13 protein-coding genes are annotated in these 15293 nt (G+C 71.9%); 6 read left to right on the top strand and 7 right to left on the bottom strand.

What is annotated here, in order from left to right; all coding sequences use genetic code 11:
• Positions 1-205: 205 nt before the first annotated feature.
• Complete coding sequence (locus OG956_RS28805; protein WP_330340920.1) at positions 206-1378, bottom strand: DUF5685 family protein; 1173 nt, start codon at positions 1376-1378, stop codon at positions 206-208.
• Between the two features lie 269 nt (positions 1379-1647).
• On the opposite strand from OG956_RS28805, the gene OG956_RS28800 reads away from it, so the two are divergent.
• A complete protein-coding gene (locus OG956_RS28800; protein ID WP_330340919.1) occupies positions 1648-2085 on the top strand; it encodes a cell division protein SepF in 438 nt (145 codons plus the stop codon).
• A 36-nt stretch (positions 2086-2121) separates the two neighbouring features.
• Here OG956_RS28800 and OG956_RS28795 read toward each other — a convergent pair whose 3' ends face one another.
• On the bottom strand, positions 2122-3312 hold the full coding sequence (locus OG956_RS28795) for an acyl-CoA dehydrogenase family protein (protein ID WP_330340918.1): 1191 nt from the start codon (positions 3310-3312) through the stop codon (positions 2122-2124).
• Positions 3313-3399: 87 nt separating this feature from the next.
• The gene (locus OG956_RS28790; RefSeq protein ID WP_330340917.1) at positions 3400-5013 is read right to left on the bottom strand and encodes an MFS transporter; all 1614 of its coding nucleotides are present in this window, start codon (positions 5011-5013) and stop codon (positions 3400-3402) included.
• Positions 5014-5272: 259 nt separating this feature from the next.
• On the opposite strand from OG956_RS28790, the gene OG956_RS28785 reads away from it, so the two are divergent.
• Positions 5273-6583, top strand: a complete 1311-nt coding sequence (locus OG956_RS28785; RefSeq protein ID WP_330340916.1) for a glycosyltransferase family 39 protein — start codon at positions 5273-5275, stop codon at positions 6581-6583.
• Between the two features lie 237 nt (positions 6584-6820).
• A complete protein-coding gene (locus tag OG956_RS28780) occupies positions 6821-7849 on the top strand; it encodes a phosphatase PAP2 family protein (RefSeq protein WP_330340915.1) in 1029 nt (342 codons plus the stop codon).
• A 118-nt stretch (positions 7850-7967) separates the two neighbouring features.
• On the opposite strand, the gene OG956_RS28775 is transcribed toward OG956_RS28780, so the two are convergent.
• A complete protein-coding gene (locus OG956_RS28775) occupies positions 7968-8183 on the bottom strand; it encodes an I78 family peptidase inhibitor (protein WP_330340914.1) in 216 nt (71 codons plus the stop codon).
• 407 nt (positions 8184-8590) lie between these two features.
• Between OG956_RS28775 and ctaD the strand changes: the two genes are divergently transcribed.
• On the top strand, positions 8591-10291 hold the full coding sequence (gene ctaD / locus OG956_RS28770) for an aa3-type cytochrome oxidase subunit I (RefSeq protein ID WP_330340913.1): 1701 nt from the start codon (positions 8591-8593) through the stop codon (positions 10289-10291).
• A 237-nt stretch (positions 10292-10528) separates the two neighbouring features.
• On the opposite strand, the gene OG956_RS28765 is transcribed toward ctaD, so the two are convergent.
• Positions 10529-11191 carry a transglycosylase family protein gene (locus OG956_RS28765; RefSeq protein WP_330340912.1) on the bottom strand — a complete coding sequence of 221 codons (663 nt, stop codon included), beginning with the start codon at positions 11189-11191 and terminating at the stop codon, positions 10529-10531.
• 539 nt (positions 11192-11730) lie between these two features.
• Here OG956_RS28765 and OG956_RS28760 point away from each other — a divergent pair.
• Both OG956_RS28760 and OG956_RS28755 read left to right on the top strand, forming a co-directional pair.
• Positions 11731-12531 (top strand): hypothetical protein, encoded by an 801-nt coding sequence (locus tag OG956_RS28760; RefSeq protein WP_330340911.1) that lies wholly within the window; start codon positions 11731-11733, stop codon positions 12529-12531.
• 109 nt (positions 12532-12640) lie between these two features.
• Entirely contained in the window at positions 12641-13045 is a 405-nt protein-coding gene (locus tag OG956_RS28755; RefSeq protein WP_330340910.1) for a hypothetical protein, read from the top strand.
• 63 nt (positions 13046-13108) lie between these two features.
• On the opposite strand, the gene der is transcribed toward OG956_RS28755, so the two are convergent.
• On the bottom strand, positions 13109-14593 hold the full coding sequence (gene der, locus OG956_RS28750) for a ribosome biogenesis GTPase Der (protein WP_330340909.1): 1485 nt from the start codon (positions 14591-14593) through the stop codon (positions 13109-13111).
• 63 nt (positions 14594-14656) lie between these two features.
• Complete coding sequence (locus tag OG956_RS28745; RefSeq protein ID WP_330342976.1) at positions 14657-15259, bottom strand: lysophospholipid acyltransferase family protein; 603 nt, start codon at positions 15257-15259, stop codon at positions 14657-14659.
• Between the last annotated feature and the right edge of the window lie 34 nt (positions 15260-15293).

Raw genomic sequence — 15293 nt, 5'->3', positions numbered from 1 at the left:
GAACCGGATGCCTGTTCCACTTGGCCCATGCATCCGCAGCAGTGGCTGGTCACGCGCTCCCACATCGACTTCGGTCGCGTGTGGTCCTCTTCCTGTTGAGCCGACCCCCTGCATGCGTCCGTCCCGCGGGCGGGCGCACACGCGTTCCCTCCCTTCTTCCTTCGCCTTCACACGCGCACCCCTCCCCTCGCGCCCGGCAGTTCCCTCACCCGCAGTCACAGCACGAACAGCACTCGCAGCACTCGCAGATCTCGCAGCACGACAGGTCGCAGTCGCCGCAGTCGCAGGTGGCGCAGGCGCCCTCGCGCCGCTTCCGCGACCAGGGGCCCTCGAACTCGTCGGCGCAGCACACCTTGCAGGTGCAGCACAGGCCGAGAGCGGCCGCGCAGCCGGCCCAGAAGCCGCGCCGCTCCGGGCCCTGGTGCTGCCCGCCGAAGGGGTCGCCGTAGGGGTGGCCCGGGGGCGTGGGCGCCTGCCGGCCCGGCGGCGGCCCGAACGCGGCCTCGGGCGCGTGTCCGCACGCCTGCGTGCCGAAGGCCCGGTCGACGGAGCGCCGCAGCTCGTGCACGAGCAGCAGGTGGACCAGCCTTCCGTCGGTGAAGTCGGCGTCGCGCAGGGCGAGCCGGATGCCGTGCACGGCGTCGTCGGCGAGCCTGCGGGCCTCGGCCCGGGAGGTGCCGGTGGCGGTCAGCGGGTTCCAGGCGCCCGACGCGGCGTCGGCCTGCTGGTCCTCCACGGCGTCCAGCAGATGCGCGAGCCGCCCGAAGAGCCGGCCGGTCTCCGCGAGCGGCGCGGCGTTGCCGGGCCGGCCGGCCAGCACCGCGGTGTGGGCGAAGGCGGCGGCGGTCGCGGTCTCGGTCGGCTCGGTGACGGTCAGGATCGGGGTGCCGTACCCGGCGAGGGCCTCCAGGCCGAGCTGCCGGTCCACGGCCTCGACGAGGACGCCGGTGTCGAAGCCGACCGCGGCGCCGCTGTCGGCTCCGGCCCTGCCCCAGCCGGCGGCGACCCGGCGGGCGGCGGCGGCCACGGGCCTGCGGGCCAGCAGTCCGTCCCGGTCGGCGACGTGGTCGCGCACCTTCGCCGCGGCCAGCACCAGCGAGACGGCGGCCGCGAGCCGGGCGCCCTCGCCCCGGGCGACGGACGCGGTGCGCAGCCCGCGCAGGGCGCACGGCCCGGCCGTACGGCGGCCGTCGGCGGTCCGTCCGGTCTGAGCCTCTGTCAGGACCGAGAGGAGCAGCCCGTCGTAGTTCGTCACGACTCTCGCGAACTGTCCGTGGTCGCGACGCAGCGCGAGGCAGAGCCCGCACAAGTGCGCCATCCACTCGGCCTTCAGGCTCTCCCCGAGTCGATGAGCGCACGGTCTGACGATTCCGAACACGACGATCCCCCGTGATGTGGTACGACGTTGACGTTCACCCGGACGCACCGATCATCACCCGTCCGCCGCCGACAATCATATTTCACTCTCAGTCAGCAGCCGTATGAGTCACGACCCTTGGGGCACAAGGACTCTCGACGGATCGGCTGTGCACCAGTACCGTCACAAACCCCCCGCGCGGCGTCTATTCACTTGGCGCGCCGTCCGCATCATGGATGACCATAGGGACGCGGAGAGCAGAAAAAAGACCGCTGTGAGAGGAGGCGTCCATGGGATCGGTACGCAAGGCGAGTGCGTGGCTCGGCCTCGTCGACGACAACGATGACGAGCGTTACTACGACGACGAGTACTCCGAGGGCACCGAGTCCGGGGACGCCTGGGTCACGGACCCCCGGGTGAAGGTGGCGTCGGACACGGCCGAGGAGAAGGGCCGCCGGATCGGCACGGTCACCCCGGACAGCTTCCGGGACGCCCGCGCCATCGGCGAGCTGTTCCGGGACGGCGTCCCGGTCATCATGAACCTCACGGCGATGGAGCCCGCCGACGCCAAACGCGTGGTGGACTTCGCGGCGGGGCTGACCTTCGGTCTGCGCGGCACGATCGAGCGGGTCGCGACCCGGGTCTTCCTGCTGACGCCGGCGAACACGGAGATCGTCAGCGGCGAGCCGGCCGCGCACCGCGAGGACGGCTTCTTCAACCAGAGCTGAGGCAGGGCCGCTCACCGGCCCTGCCTCCGTCAAGGCTCACCGGAAGGCGTCGAGCCCGGTGAGCGCCTTGCCCAGCACGAGCTGGTGCATCTCGACGGTGCCCTCGTAGGTGAGCACCGATTCCAGGTTGGTCGCGTGCCGCATCACGGGGTATTCGAGGGAGATCCCGTTGGCACCGAGGATCGTCCGCGCCGTACGGCAGATCTCGATGGCCTCGCGGACGTTGTTGAGCTTGCCGAAGCTGACCTGCTCCGGGCGCAGGCGGCCGGCGTCCATCCGCCGCCCCAGATGGTGGGCGAGCAGGATCCCCTTGTGCAGTTCGACCGCCATGTCGGCGAGCTTGGCCTGGGTGAGCTGGAAGCCCCCGATGGGACGCCCGAACTGCTCCCGCGTCCTCGCGTAGTCCAGAGCCGCCTCGAAGCTGCTGCGCGCCGCGCCCATGGCGCCCCAGACGATGCCGTAGCGGGCGTGGGACAGACAGCTGAGCGGGCCGCGCAGTCCGGTGACCTCCGGGAGTACGGCGTCTGCGGGCAGCCGTACGTCGTCCAGTACCAGTTCGCTCGTGACGGAGGCGCGCAGGGACCACTTGTGCCTGATCTCCGGCGCCGAGAAGCCGGGGGTGTCGGTGGGGACCACGAAACCGCGGATGCCGTCCTCGGTCTGCGCCCAGACGACGGCCACCCCGGCGACCGAGCCGTTGGTGATCCACATCTTCCGGCCGTTCAGCACCCAGTCCCCACCGTCGCGCTTGGCGTGGGTGCGCATGGAGGCGGGGTCGGAGCCGTGGTCGGGCTCGGTCAGCCCGAAGCAGCCGATGACCTCGCCGGCCGCCATCCGCGGCAGCCACTGCTGCTTCTGCTCCTCGCTGCCGAACCGGTGGATCGCGTACATGGCGAGGGAGCCCTGCACGGAGACCAGGGACCGGATGCCCGAGTCCGCGGCCTCCAGCTCCAGGCAGGCCAGGCCGTACTGCACGGCGCTGGCCCCCGCGCACCCGTATCCGCTGAGCGACATCCCGAGCGCCCCGATCCCGCCCAGTTCCCTGGCCAGTTCGCGGATGCCGGGCAGCTCGCCCCGCTCGTACCACTCGGCGATGTGCGGCAGGACCCGGTCCGCCGCCCAGCTCCGCACGGTGTCCCGTACGGCCAGGTCCTCCGATTCCAGCAGGTCGTCGATCCCGAGCGGATCGGCGGGGTCGAAGGCGGGCGGCTTCGGCGACGCGGACATGGGACACCCTCCGGCACAAGAAAACTAGCACCGCTAGTCACGTTTCGGGGCCGACGTTACGGCGCGCTCTCCCGCACGTCCAGTGCGTCAGGCCGAGACCCTCGGCTCGGCCGCTTCCACTTCCCTCGGCGCGGGCAGCTCCACCGCCGCCGGCGGCTCCGCGCACTGCATGACCCGCGGCAGCCGCAGCGCCATCAGCCCGCCCAGCAGCAACAGGCCCGCGCTCACCAGCAGCGTCACATGCAGCCCGTGCACGAAGGCGTCCCGCGCGACCCGGCGCAGCGCCTCGCCGGTGGGTCCGCCCAGCCGTCCGGCGACCTCGTAGGCCTCGCCGAGCGAGTGACCGGCCGCCCGGGAGGCGTCCCGGGGAACGCCGGGCACCTGGCGCAGATGCGGCGCGTAGGCGGCGTTCATCACGCTGCCCAGCAGCGCGATGCCGATGCCGGCGCCGAGCTGGTACGACGTCTCGCCGATCGCGGCCCCGCCGCCGGCCTGGTCGGCCGGGCACTCGCTGAGCATCGACTCGTACGCCCCGAAGAGCGTGGTCTCCAGACCGAAGCCGAGCAGCACGAAACCGGACAGCAGCAGCGGCGCGTCGTCGGCGGCGCCCATCGCGGTGAGCATCAGCACCGCGGCGGCGGTGAGGCAGAAGCCGAAGCACACCATCCGGCGCGGCCCGAAGCGGCGCAGCATCCGCGCGCCCGCCAGGCCCGCCGCCATCGCCGCGACGGTCAGCGGCAGCAGCCGCAGACCGGTCTCGAGCGGGGAGAGCCCGAGCACCAGCTGCAGGTACTGGGCGGCGATCAGCTCCAGGCCGACGAGCGCGAGCATCGCCAGCACGATGCAGCCCACCGCGGTGCTGAACCCGGGCCGGCGGAACATCCGCAGGTCCACCAGCGGGTGCGCGAGCCGCCGTTGCCGCCGTACGAACAGGACGAGGAGGGCCGTGCCGGCCAGCAGCGGCAGCACGGTGAAGGGGCTCGCCGGCGCCTCACCGCCGCCCAGCCGCTTCACGCCGAGCACGACACCGAAGAGACCGCCGGCCGCCGTCAGGGCGCCGACGACGTCCCAGGGGCCGTCCCGGTCGCCGTACGACTCGGGCAGCAGGATCCGGCCCACCGGCAGGCTGACCAGCATCAGCGGGATGTTGACGAGGAAGACCGCGCCCCACCAGAAGTGCTCCAGCAGGAAGCCGCCGAGCAGCGGGCCGACGGCCGCGCCGACGGCGGCCACCGCGCTCCAGATGCCGATCGCGAGCGCCCGCTCCCGCCGGTCGGGGAAGACCTGGCGCAGGATCGACAGCGTCGCCGGCATGATCATGGCGCCGCCGACGCCGAGCAGCGCACGGGCCAGGATCAGCGCCCCGGGGGTCTGCGCGAGGGCGGCCACCGCCGAGGCGACGCCGAACAGGCCGTAACCGAGCAGCAGGACGCGTCTGCGCCCGACCCGGTCGCCGAGGGTGCCGAAGAGGATCAGCAGCGAGGCGCAGACCAGCGGATAGACGTCCACGATCCACAGCAGCTCTATGCCGCTGGGCCTGAGGTCCTCGGCGACGGCGGGGACCGCCACGTGCAGCACGGTCGCGTCGAGGGCGACGAGCAGCAGGCTGACGCAGAGGACGACGAGGACGACCCAGCGGTTCGCACCGGGCCCGGCCGTCCTACGGCGTGGCCGTACGGCAGCCGTGGTCGTCCCGGACATGTACGTACCTCCCAGATGTGCCTCACGCGGGGCGGACCGACGGGGTGGGGACTCCCTGTCGTACGGCCGGAGAGGAGCGGGGTCTCCGGCCCGCGCAACCCGGCGCGGGTGACTCGTCAGCGTACGCGAGTCCGTGACAGGGGTACGTGGCGGACCTCTCACACGCAGGACGGAACCCGTGTGGCGTACGCCACGTCGGCCCCTCCCGACCACGCCCCGGCGGCCGGTCCGGTTCCGCCGCCCGTCGATAATCGGGTGCGTGACCGATCTTGACACGCGCGTGGCCAGGCCCCACGCCCCTCTCCTGCGGCGCGCCGCCCCGGCCCTGCTGGGCTACGCGGCGGTGCGGGCCCTGGGGCTCGTGGTGCTGGTGCTGTGGAGCGCCGCGCGCGGCAAGAGCGCGTACACCCTGCTGACCGCGCGCTGGGACGCGCTCTGGTACACGCGGGTCGCCGAGCTGGGGTACGGCTACGAGGTACGGCTGCCGAACGGCGACGTGCACTCCAACCTCGCGTTCTTTCCGCTGCTGCCGTGGCTGGAGCGGTCGCTGCACGCCCTGACGCCGCTGTCGTACGCGGACGCGGGTTTCGCCGTGAGCCTGCTCGCCTCGCTCGCCGCGGCCTGCGGGATCTTCGCCGTCGCCGAGCGCGTGTACGGGCCCCGGACGGGGCTCTGCGCCGTGCTGCTGTGGGCGGTGCTGCCGGTCGGGGTCGTGCAGTCGATGGCGTACAGCGAGTCGCTGTTCACGGCGCTGGCGGCCTGGTCGCTGTACGCGCTGCTGACCGGCCGGTGGATCACCGCCGGCGCCCTGGCGGCGCTGGCGGGGCTGACCCGCCCCGTCGGGGTCGCGGTGGTCGCGGCGGTGTGGGTGTCGGGCCTGCTGTCGTACGGGCGAGACCGGAGGGGGATGCGCACGCCCAGCGCGCAGGGCACCGCACACGCCCCAGCGCGCGAGCCGGGCGCGTCCGACGGTCTGCGCGCATCGGTGCGCACGCTGGAGTGCATGGTGGACACACCCCCGCCCTCAGGGGCCACTTCGACCTCCTGGTCAACAGCGGCCCCACAGGCCCCGCCCTGGCGGCGTGCGCTCGGCATGCTCATCGCGCCCCTGGGGGCCGCCGGTTACGTGCTCTGGGTCGGACAGCGGACCGGGAAGGGACCGCTCGGATATCTGGACGTCCAGGCCGGCTGGCGCAACGGGTTCGACGGCGGTTACGCCTTCGCGCGCTTCGTGGCCGACAAGTTCACGTCGATTCCGTCCGCGTTCGCCGGCATAGGGCTGGTCACGGGCGTCGCCCTGCTGCTGTGGCTGTACCTGGCCGGCGTCCGCCGGCGCCAGCCGGTCGAACTGCTGGTGTACACGGGTGTCGTCCTCGCGCTCGCCCTGTGCGCGTCGAGCTACTTCGGTTCCAAACCGCGGCTGCTGATGCCCGCCTTCCCCGTGCTGCTGCCGCTCGCCGGCGCCCTCGCCCGGCTGCGCACGTCCCGATCCGCGCTGGTCACGGCCGTACTGGCGGTCGCCGCGGCGGTCTACGGAGCGTTCTGGCTGAACGGTTCCGGTCCCCCGTGACCGCCCCGGCCGGCCGATGACGCTCCGGAGAATTCCACCCCAGGACCGGGTTAACGCATTCATAAGCGCGATATAAACAACACCCGGCATGATCAAAGGAATTGCAGGGAACCCGCTCACAGGATTGCGGAATCACCGGAATTCGGGCCGCCCTTGAGAGGTTTCCCACATCACATCGTCATCACAAAGCCGCTGTTTCGACCGGGACCACACCTCACTCGCTGTAACGTCGATTGGGTGCGTACCGAACGAAACCTCACCCGGCGTCTGGACCGGGTGTTCGCCAGACTCGACCGTGAGCCGGAACGACCGGCCCACATCGATGTGCCGAGGATGAGCCGGCACCGGGTCGTGCTGTTCACCGCGACCCTGGCTTTCTACCTCGCGATCGTGTGGGCCGTGGTCATCACGTCCTGGCTGGTCCGGCTCGACTGGCAGGTCATGTTCTTCCGGCCGTACCAGCAGTGGCCGCAGATCCACGCCTTCCTCGACTACTACGTGGTGCTCGGTCAGCGCGGCCCCACCGCGGTGATGGTCGCGGCCTGGCTCGGCTGGCGCTCCTGGCGGCAGCACACGCTGCGCCCGCTGCTCACCCTGGCCACCTCGCTGCTGCTGCTGAACATCACGGTCGGCGCCGCCAAGTACGGCATGGGGCGCCTCGGTCCGCACTACGCGACCGTGATCGGCTCGAACGAGATGGGCCTGGGCGGCGATATATTCCCCAGCGGCCACACCGCCAACGCGGTCGTGACCTGGGGCATCCTGGCCTATCTGGCCTCCACCCCGCGAGCGCGCCGCTGGCTGTCGGCGCTGTCCGCGATCACCTCGCTCGGCGTCGGCCTCACCACCGTCTACCTCGGTACGCACTGGCTGAGCGACGTGCTGCTGGGCTGGGCCGCCGGCCTGCTGATCCTGCTCGCCCTGCCGTGGTTCGAGCCGCTGATCGCCCGGGCCGAGGTGGGGCTGTTCGACCTGCGCGACCGCTGGCGCGCCCGCCGCAGCCGGCCCGTGCCCGAACCGGCCGTCCCCGTCACCCCGGTGGTGCTCAGGCCGCGCGGCGGGCCGGCGGAGCAGCCCGCTACGGTGCGCGAACCGGTCGCCTCGGCCCGCGCCGCCAGAGCCCCGGCGCACCTGGCCCCGGGACCGCACACGACCCGCGCGGAGCGCACCCCGGTCACGCCGGCCGGCAGCCGCCGCCCCCCGCACACCGACCACCGCCTGCCCCGCGGGCAGGGGCAGCCGGCCCGCCCGCTGACGGGCGGCTGACCACCCCGGCCTGCAGCGGGCCCGGTACGCACGACGGCCCGCGCACACGGCGAAGGCCCCGCTCCCGGAAGAGGGAGCGGGGCCTTCGCCGTGTGCGCGGGGTGCCCGGTGGCGGCCCTCAGCCCTTCCACGCACGGGCCACCACGCCGTCCCGCACCTCGAAGTTCAGCCGCCCCACCCGGTACTCCATGGTGATGATCGCGCCCGGCGGCAGCGACCGCACCGTCGACCACCCCCGTTGCCGGGCCAGCCGCTCTGCGTTCTCGGCATCCAGGCCGACGTACCCTTCCGGACTGTCCTGGGGCTCCGCTGGCGGAGTGGGAATCGATGCCATGCCGCCACGCTACCGCGCAGCGCCAGGTAAGAGCCGTATCCGGCTCCCGTCACACTTCTGTCACAGCTTCCCGGCCTTCGATTCCCCCGAACCCGGTCACACGTACGGGGGTTTCCGGGCGGCCCGCTGCGGTTATCGGACAGAATTCACGCACGCCGGAGCGACCCGTCGAATTGCCCCGCGGAAAGTTCCGCGACCGCGCCGGGGACGGATCTGCGGATGCGATTACCCGCGCAATCCGGCGGTGATGCGAGGGCACCTGACGCGGCATAGGAATTTTCACGGATTCAGCACATCTGCGCGTACGCCCCCCTGTCGGAGCGGGTGAGCCCGGAGCATCATGGCGGCTGCCCGCGGGTACGCGGGTCGGCGGGCCCGGGCGCGGCGATGCGGAGGGGCGGCGAGCGATGGGGACCGAGACCGTAGGGGCGACGGCAGGGCGGGGGCACGGCTCGAAGCGGGCCGGCCGGGTGGTGGTCGACTGGCTCACCACCACCGACCACAAGAAGATCGGGCACCTGTACCTGATCACGGCGTTCGGCTTCTTCCTGGCCGGCGGCGTCATGGCGCTGCTGATGCGCGCGGAACTGGCCCGGCCGGGGCTGCAGATCATGGGCAACGAGGAGTACAACCAGCTCTTCACGCTGCACGGCACGATCATGCTGCTGCTCTTCGCGACGCCGAGCTTCGCGGGCTTCGCCAACGAACTGATGCCGTTGCAGATCGGCGCGCCGGACGTGGCGTTCCCACGGCTGAACATGCTGTCGTACTGGCTGTTCGCGTTCGGCGGGCTGATCGTGCTGGGCTCGCTGCTCACCCCCGACGGCCCGGCCGACTTCGGCTGGTCCGCCTACGCGCCGCTGAACAACGCGGTGCACTCCCCCGGCATCGGCCCGGACCTGTGGATCATGGGTCTCGCGCTGTCCGGCTTCGGGACGATCCTCGGCGCGGTCAACTTCATCACCACGATCATCGGGATGCGGGCGCCGGGCATGACGATGTTCCGGATGCCGGTCTTCACCTGGAACACGCTGTTCACGTCGATCCTGATCCTACTGGCGTTCCCGGTGCTGGCGGCGGCGCTGCTGGTGCTGGAGGCGGACCGGCGGTTCGGCTCGCAGGTGTTCGAGGCGGCGAACGGCGGGGCGCTGCTGTGGCAGCACCTGTTCTGGTTCTTCGGGCATCCCGAGGTCTACATCATCGCGCTGCCGTTCTTCGGGATCATCACGGAGATCATCCCGGTCTTCAGCCGCAAGCCGGTCTTCGGCTATCTGACGCTGGTCGCCGCCACCATGGCGATCACCGGGCTGTCGGTGGTGGTGTGGGCGCACCACATGTTCGCGACCGGCGCGGTGCTGCTGCCGTTCTTCTCCTTCATGTCGTTCCTGATCGCGGTGCCGACGGGGGTGAAGTTCTTCAACTGGACCGGCACGATGATCAACGGCTCGCTGTCCTTCGAGACGCCGATGCTGTGGGCGATGGGCTTCCTGGTGACGTTCCTGTTCGGCGGTCTGACCGGGGTGATCCTGGCGTCCCCGCCGCTGGACTTCCACGTCACGGACTCGTACTTCGTCGTCGCGCACTTCCACTACGTCGTCTTCGGCACGGTCGTCTTCGCGGTGTTCGGCGGCTTCTACTTCTGGTGGCCCAAGTTCACCGGGAAGATGCTCGACGAGCGGCTCGGGAAGATCCAGTTCTGGACCCTGTTCGCCGGCTTCCACACCACGTTCCTGGTGCAGCACTGGCTGGGCGCCGAGGGCATGCCCCGCCGGTACGCGGACTATCTGGCGGCCGACGGCTTCACCGCGCTCAACACGGTGTCGTCGATCGGCGCGTTCCTGCTGGGCCTGTCGACGCTGCCGTTCCTCTACAACGTCTGGAAGACCGCCCGGTACGGCGAGAAGGTCGAGACCGACGACCCCTGGGGCTACGGCCGCTCCCTGGAGTGGGCGACCTCCTGCCCGCCGCCCCGGCACAACTTCGTCACCCTGCCCCGGATCCGCAGCGAGTCCCCGGCGTTCGACCTGCACCACCCGGAGTACGCGCAGAAGGCGCCGGAGCCGCGGCCCGAGCCGGAGCCGCGCCGAGCCGGTCCCGGATCCACCTGATCTCCTCCGTCAGCGCGGCGGGCCCGATCACCCGGTCCACGACCGGCGGACGGTGCGCGCGGTGACGGCGGGGCTCCCCCGCTGCCTCGAGGGCGTGGGCGGTGCCCCCGGTGGTGGGCCCGGAGGAGCGGGCGCGGCAGACGTGCCGCGGTGTCCGCCATGCGGTGGGGTCTGTCGGGGAACGCGGACAGCCGCTGTCCTCAAGGGGCAGCGGCTGTTTCGCGCGGGTGCCGGCGGTCAGAGCGCGAGACGCTGGCCGGGCACGATCAGGTTCGGGTCGTCACCGATGACCTTCTTGTTGGCGGCGTAGATCCGCTGCCAGGTGGTGCCGTGCCGGAGGGCGATGGTGCTCAGGGTGTCGCCCTCGCGGACGGTGTAGTCACCCGTGCCGCGGGACTCGCTCCGGTTGGTGTGGCCCGTCGGACGCTGCGGGGTCTTCGCCGGAGCGGACTTCGTCGTCACGCTGCCCTTGTCGACGCTCGTACCGGTGGTCGCGGCCGCCGGGGCCGCGCCGGAGGCTCCGGCGCGGGCCGAGCAGACCGGCCAGGCGCCCCAGCCCTGGGCCTGCTGGACCTTGGCGGCGACGGCGATCTGCGCCTGGCGGGAGGCCTGGTCGGCCGTCGGGGCGTAAGCGGTGCCGCCGTACGCGCGCCAGGTGCCGGCGGAGAACTGGAGCCCGCCGTAGTAGCCGTTGCCGGTGTTGATGTGCCAGTTGCCGCCGCTCTCGCACTGGGCGATGCGGTCCCACACTCCGTTGTCCGCCGCGGCGGCGTTGCCGGTGGCGGCGAGCAGTCCCAGCGGGGCGAGCAGCGCGGCTCCGGCCAGCGCGGCGGTCGTACGGCCCTTGCGGGCGCCCTCGGGACGGGCGGTGCTGCGGGTGGTATCGGCACACTCGGACATGTAATTCCCTCTCCACGAACCCGGGCTCCCCCAGGCGGAGCACGCGTCGCCGCGCAGGACCGCGGTTCCTCGTGCCCGCCCCGTCCGCGTGACCGGTGCCGGCGATGGTGCTGTGCCGGTGCCGGGCGTCGGACGTACCCGAGCGGTGCTCGTTGCACACGGCGGAGGAATGTAGGGAGGACGAGCCGCCGGAATCAACCAACACCCCGTCATTCGAGGCCAGTTGCCCGTTACCGCCGGTATCGGCGATTTTCAGCCACCCACTACATTCCCTGATTTCCGGATTTTTCGACCAACGGCCGCAGCGATCTGTGACCCACTTCACCTCTTCAAGTTCCTTGACACAGCGACGAGTTGACCGTGAGTAGCGGATTCCGGAGTTCCGGTGACCGTGTGCGCCGGTTGGTTCGAACAGGTCGCCCGTGGGGCGTGACTCCCACCACAGGACGTCCGTTGTCTTCTTCATGAGCCCGGAACCCCGGGACTCAGCGGCCGGGAGCCACCCGGCCGACCCAGCACCACATCCCGAGGGAGCCACCGTGCCGCGCATGCTCGACGTCAGCGACGCCGTACGCGCCGAGATCGGCGACGAAGAAGCCGACCGGCTGCTCGCCGGAGAGAACGCCCCGGGCAGTTACGACTGCACGTCCTGCCGCACCCCGGGCGACTCCGAGCAGGAGCGCACCAGCACCGTTCTGTTCGTCGGCGACGAGACCGCCGTCCTCGCCTTCGCCCATGCCAGCTGCCTGCCCTCGCAGGTCGTCCAGGTCACCGAGGAGCAGTTGCAGGGCGCCGTCCGCTCCATCGGCGGCGTCGCCGACGGCTCGGGCTCCGCCGCCGCGGCCGAGCCGCGGCGGGCCGTGCCCGAGCAGGCGGTGCTCGGCGTGACCAGCGGACTCGTCCTGGTCGAGGGCGAGTTGCACCCCGCGCTCGTCGTCGAGCCGACCTCCCCGATCGTCCGGCCGGGCTCCACCGGGCCCGGCGACGAGTTCCTTGCGCTGCTCATCGAGCAGGGGTTCATGCCGGTGACCGCGCTGACGTCCGTGCCGCCGGTGCTGCACGGCTGGTCAGTGCTGCTCGCCGTGGGGCAGCTGCACGCGGTGCTGCAGCCCTCGGCGCACGGGGGCCGGCCGGTCGCCTGGTGGCAGGCGCACCAGCCGCTGCAGGTGACGGACAGCTGGCGGGCCGCCGCCAACAAGCACCAGCAGGTGCTGCTGTTCGCGGCGCCGGTGGGGTCGATCGGGCGTCAGCCGCGGGAGGACCTGCTACGGGAGTCCCTCGACAAGGCGGCGGCGAACGGAAGGCTGGTGGCGGCGGCGCTGCCTCTCGCGGGCACGTGAGCCCTTCCGTCCGAGCGCCCGGACGGCCGGGTCGCGCATCCACCCGGCCCCGCGGCCCTGGAAAGTAACAGAACCGCATCTCTTCGGGGATCTGCTCGTTTGGACATACGTGCACGCATACGACACCTCCCCGCCCCGCCGGTCCGCCTTCGTCTCTGTTCCCTCCGCCCGGTTGGCGCAGGACGGGGGTGGTGGAGGCTCGGCCACGCCGATCTACGACTCGCTCTACGCCGAGTGGGTCAAGAGCTTCCGCACACTGCCGGGCGACCGCAGCGGGGAGGAGGGGCTGCGGTTCTGCCCCTTCGGGCACCTCCCGGACCGCACGGGGGGCTACGGCGGGCACCGGGCGGGCTCGTTCAGCAGCTCGTACAGCGCCTACAGCGCGGGGGCCTACAGCGCGCGGCAGCAGTCGCAGTCGCAGTGGCAGCGGGTCGGCACGCTGGGGCGGCAGCAGGACACCGGGATGCAGCACGTCCCGGCGGCGCTGCCGCCGGGACCGCGCCGGGGAGCGTGACCGGCATACGGCGTGAAGGGCGGCTCCTGGAGGACCAGGCGCCGCCCTTCACTCGTACCGGCGTCACTTCTTCTTCGCGCCGCGCTTCTCGCGCACCCGCACCGAGATGTGGATCGGGGTGCCCTCGAAGCCGAACTCCTCGCGCAGGCGGCGCTCGATGAAGCGCCGGTAGCCCGCCTCGATGAAGCCGGAGGCGAACAGGACGAACCGCGGGGGCTTGGTGCCGGCCTGGGTGCCGAAGAGGATGCGCGGCTGCTTGCCGCCCCGGATCGGGTGCGGGTGGGCCGAGACCAGCTCGCCGAGGAAGGCGTTGAGCCGGCCGGTGGGGACGCGGGTCTCCCAGCCGGCGAGGGCGGTCTCGATCGCCGGGACCAGCTTCTCCATGTGCCGGCCGGTGCGCGCCGAGACGTTCACCCGCGGGGCCCAGGAGACCTGGCCCAGCTCGGTCTCGATCTCCCGCTCCAGGTAGTAGCGGCGCTCCTCGTCGAGGGTGTCCCACTTGTTGTAGGCGATGACCAGCGCGCGGCCCGCCTCGACGGCCATGGTGATGATCCGCTGGTCCTGCACCGAGATGGACTCGGAGGCGTCGATCAGGACGACCGCGACCTCGGCCTTCTCCACGGCGGCGGCCGTGCGCAGGGAGGCGTAGTAGTCGGCGCCCTGCTGGAGGTGGACGCGCTTGCGGATGCCCGCGGTGTCCACGAACTTCCAGGTCTTGCCGCCGAGTTCGATGATCTCGTCGACCGGGTCGCGGGTGGTGCCCGCCAGTTCGTTGACGACGACGCGCTCCTCGCCGGCCACCTTGTTCAGCAGCGAGGACTTGCCGACGTTCGGCCGGCCGATCAGGGCGATGCGGCGCGGGCCGCCGATGCCGGTGCCGCCGAAGGTCTCGCGCGGCGCGTCCGGCAGCACCTCCAGGACGGCGTCGAGCATGTCGCCGGTGCCGCGGCCGTGCAGCGCGGAGACGGGGTGCGGCTCGCCGAGGCCGAGGCTCCACAGGTAGGCCGCGTCCGCCTCGCCGCTCGGCCCGTCGACCTTGTTGGCGCACAGCACGACCGGCTTGCCTGCCTTGCGCAGCAGCCGGACCACCGCCTCGTCGGTGTCGGTCGCGCCGACCTTGGCGTCCACGACGAAGACGACCGCGTCGGCCGCCTCGATCGCGTACTCGGCCTGCGCGGCCACGGAGGCGTCGATGCCGAGGACGTCCTGCTCCCAGCCGCCGGTGTCGACGACCTTGAAGCGGCGGCCGGCCCACTCGGCCTCGTAGGTGACGCGGTCGCGGGTGACGCCCGGCCGGTCCTCGACGACCGCCTCGCGGCGGCCGATGATCCGGTTGACCAGGGTCGACTTGCCGACATTGGGGCGGCCGACGACGGCGAGCACGGGCAGCGGGCCGTGGCCCGCCGCCTCGATGGCGCCCTCGACGTCCTCGATGTCGAAGCCCTCTTCCGCGGCGAGCTCCATGAACTCCGCGTACTCGGCGTCGCCGAGAGCCCCGTGGTCGTACTCGTGCTCAGCCGAGTCGCCGGGCTGGATGTCGTCGTTCATGAAGTCCGTACCTCGTCGTTCATTCGTGGTGATCGGTGGAAAAGCCCCGCATGGGCTGATCCACTACTCAAGTGTCGCCTGACGCCCGGTGAGGCGCCTGGCGTTTTCCAGGTGGCTGGTGAGCTGCTTCTGGATGCGCTCGGTCGCCTCGTCCAGCGCCGCGCGGGTACGCCGTCCGCTGCGGTCACCCGCGTCGAAGGGGTCGCCGAAGACCACGTCGATGCGCGAGCGCAGCGGGGGCAGTGCCTTTATCAACCGTCCGGACCGCTCCGCGCTTCCCAGGACCGCGACGGGCACGATCGGCGCCCCGCTGCGGACCGCGAAGTAGGCGAGCCCGGCGCGCAGCGAGGCGAAGTCGCCCTCGCCCCGGGTGCCCTCCGGGAAGATGCCCAGCACTCCCCCGGCCTGAAGCACGCCCAGTGCCTGGCTGATCGCGGCGCGGTCGGCGGACGAGCGGTCCACCTTCAGCTGGCCGATGCCGGTCAGGAAGGGGTCCAGGGGGCCGACGAACGCCTCCTTCTTGATCAGGAAGTGCGTCGGCCGGGGCGCCACGCCCATGACCATCGGGCCGTCGATGTTGTGGGAGTGGTTGACGGCGAAGATCACCGGGCCGGTGGCGGGCACCTTCCAGGCGCCGAGCACGCGCGGCCGGAACAGCCCGTGCATCAGGCCGACGCCGATGCGCCGCCCGACGTCGGCG

This window comes from Streptomyces sp. NBC_00557, from assembly GCF_036345995.1.
Lineage (GTDB): Bacteria > Actinomycetota > Actinomycetes > Streptomycetales > Streptomycetaceae > Streptomyces.
Note: the sequence above shows the minus strand (reverse complement) of the source record. Positions and strands in the feature narration are given on the sequence as shown.

What these genes read in the sequence shown, in the direction of transcription:
- ctaD (WP_330340913.1), top strand. Translation starts at nt 8,591, where the DNA reads ATGGGGACCGAGACCGTAGGGGCGACGGCAGGGCGGGGGCACGGCTCG.
- OG956_RS28800 (WP_330340919.1), top strand. Translation starts at nt 1,648, where the DNA reads ATGGGATCGGTACGCAAGGCGAGTGCGTGGCTCGGCCTCGTCGACGAC.
- OG956_RS28795 (WP_330340918.1), bottom strand. Translation starts at nt 3,312, where the DNA reads ATGTCCGCGTCGCCGAAGCCGCCCGCCTTCGACCCCGCCGATCCGCTC.
- OG956_RS28745 (WP_330342976.1), bottom strand. Translation starts at nt 15,259, where the DNA reads ATGCACGGGCTGTTCCGGCCGCGCGTGCTCGGCGCCTGGAAGGTGCCC.
- OG956_RS28775 (WP_330340914.1), bottom strand. Translation starts at nt 8,183, where the DNA reads ATGGCATCGATTCCCACTCCGCCAGCGGAGCCCCAGGACAGTCCGGAA.
- OG956_RS28790 (WP_330340917.1), bottom strand. Translation starts at nt 5,013, where the DNA reads ATGTCCGGGACGACCACGGCTGCCGTACGGCCACGCCGTAGGACGGCC.
- OG956_RS28765 (WP_330340912.1), bottom strand. Translation starts at nt 11,191, where the DNA reads ATGTCCGAGTGTGCCGATACCACCCGCAGCACCGCCCGTCCCGAGGGC.
- der (WP_330340909.1), bottom strand. Translation starts at nt 14,593, where the DNA reads ATGAACGACGACATCCAGCCCGGCGACTCGGCTGAGCACGAGTACGAC.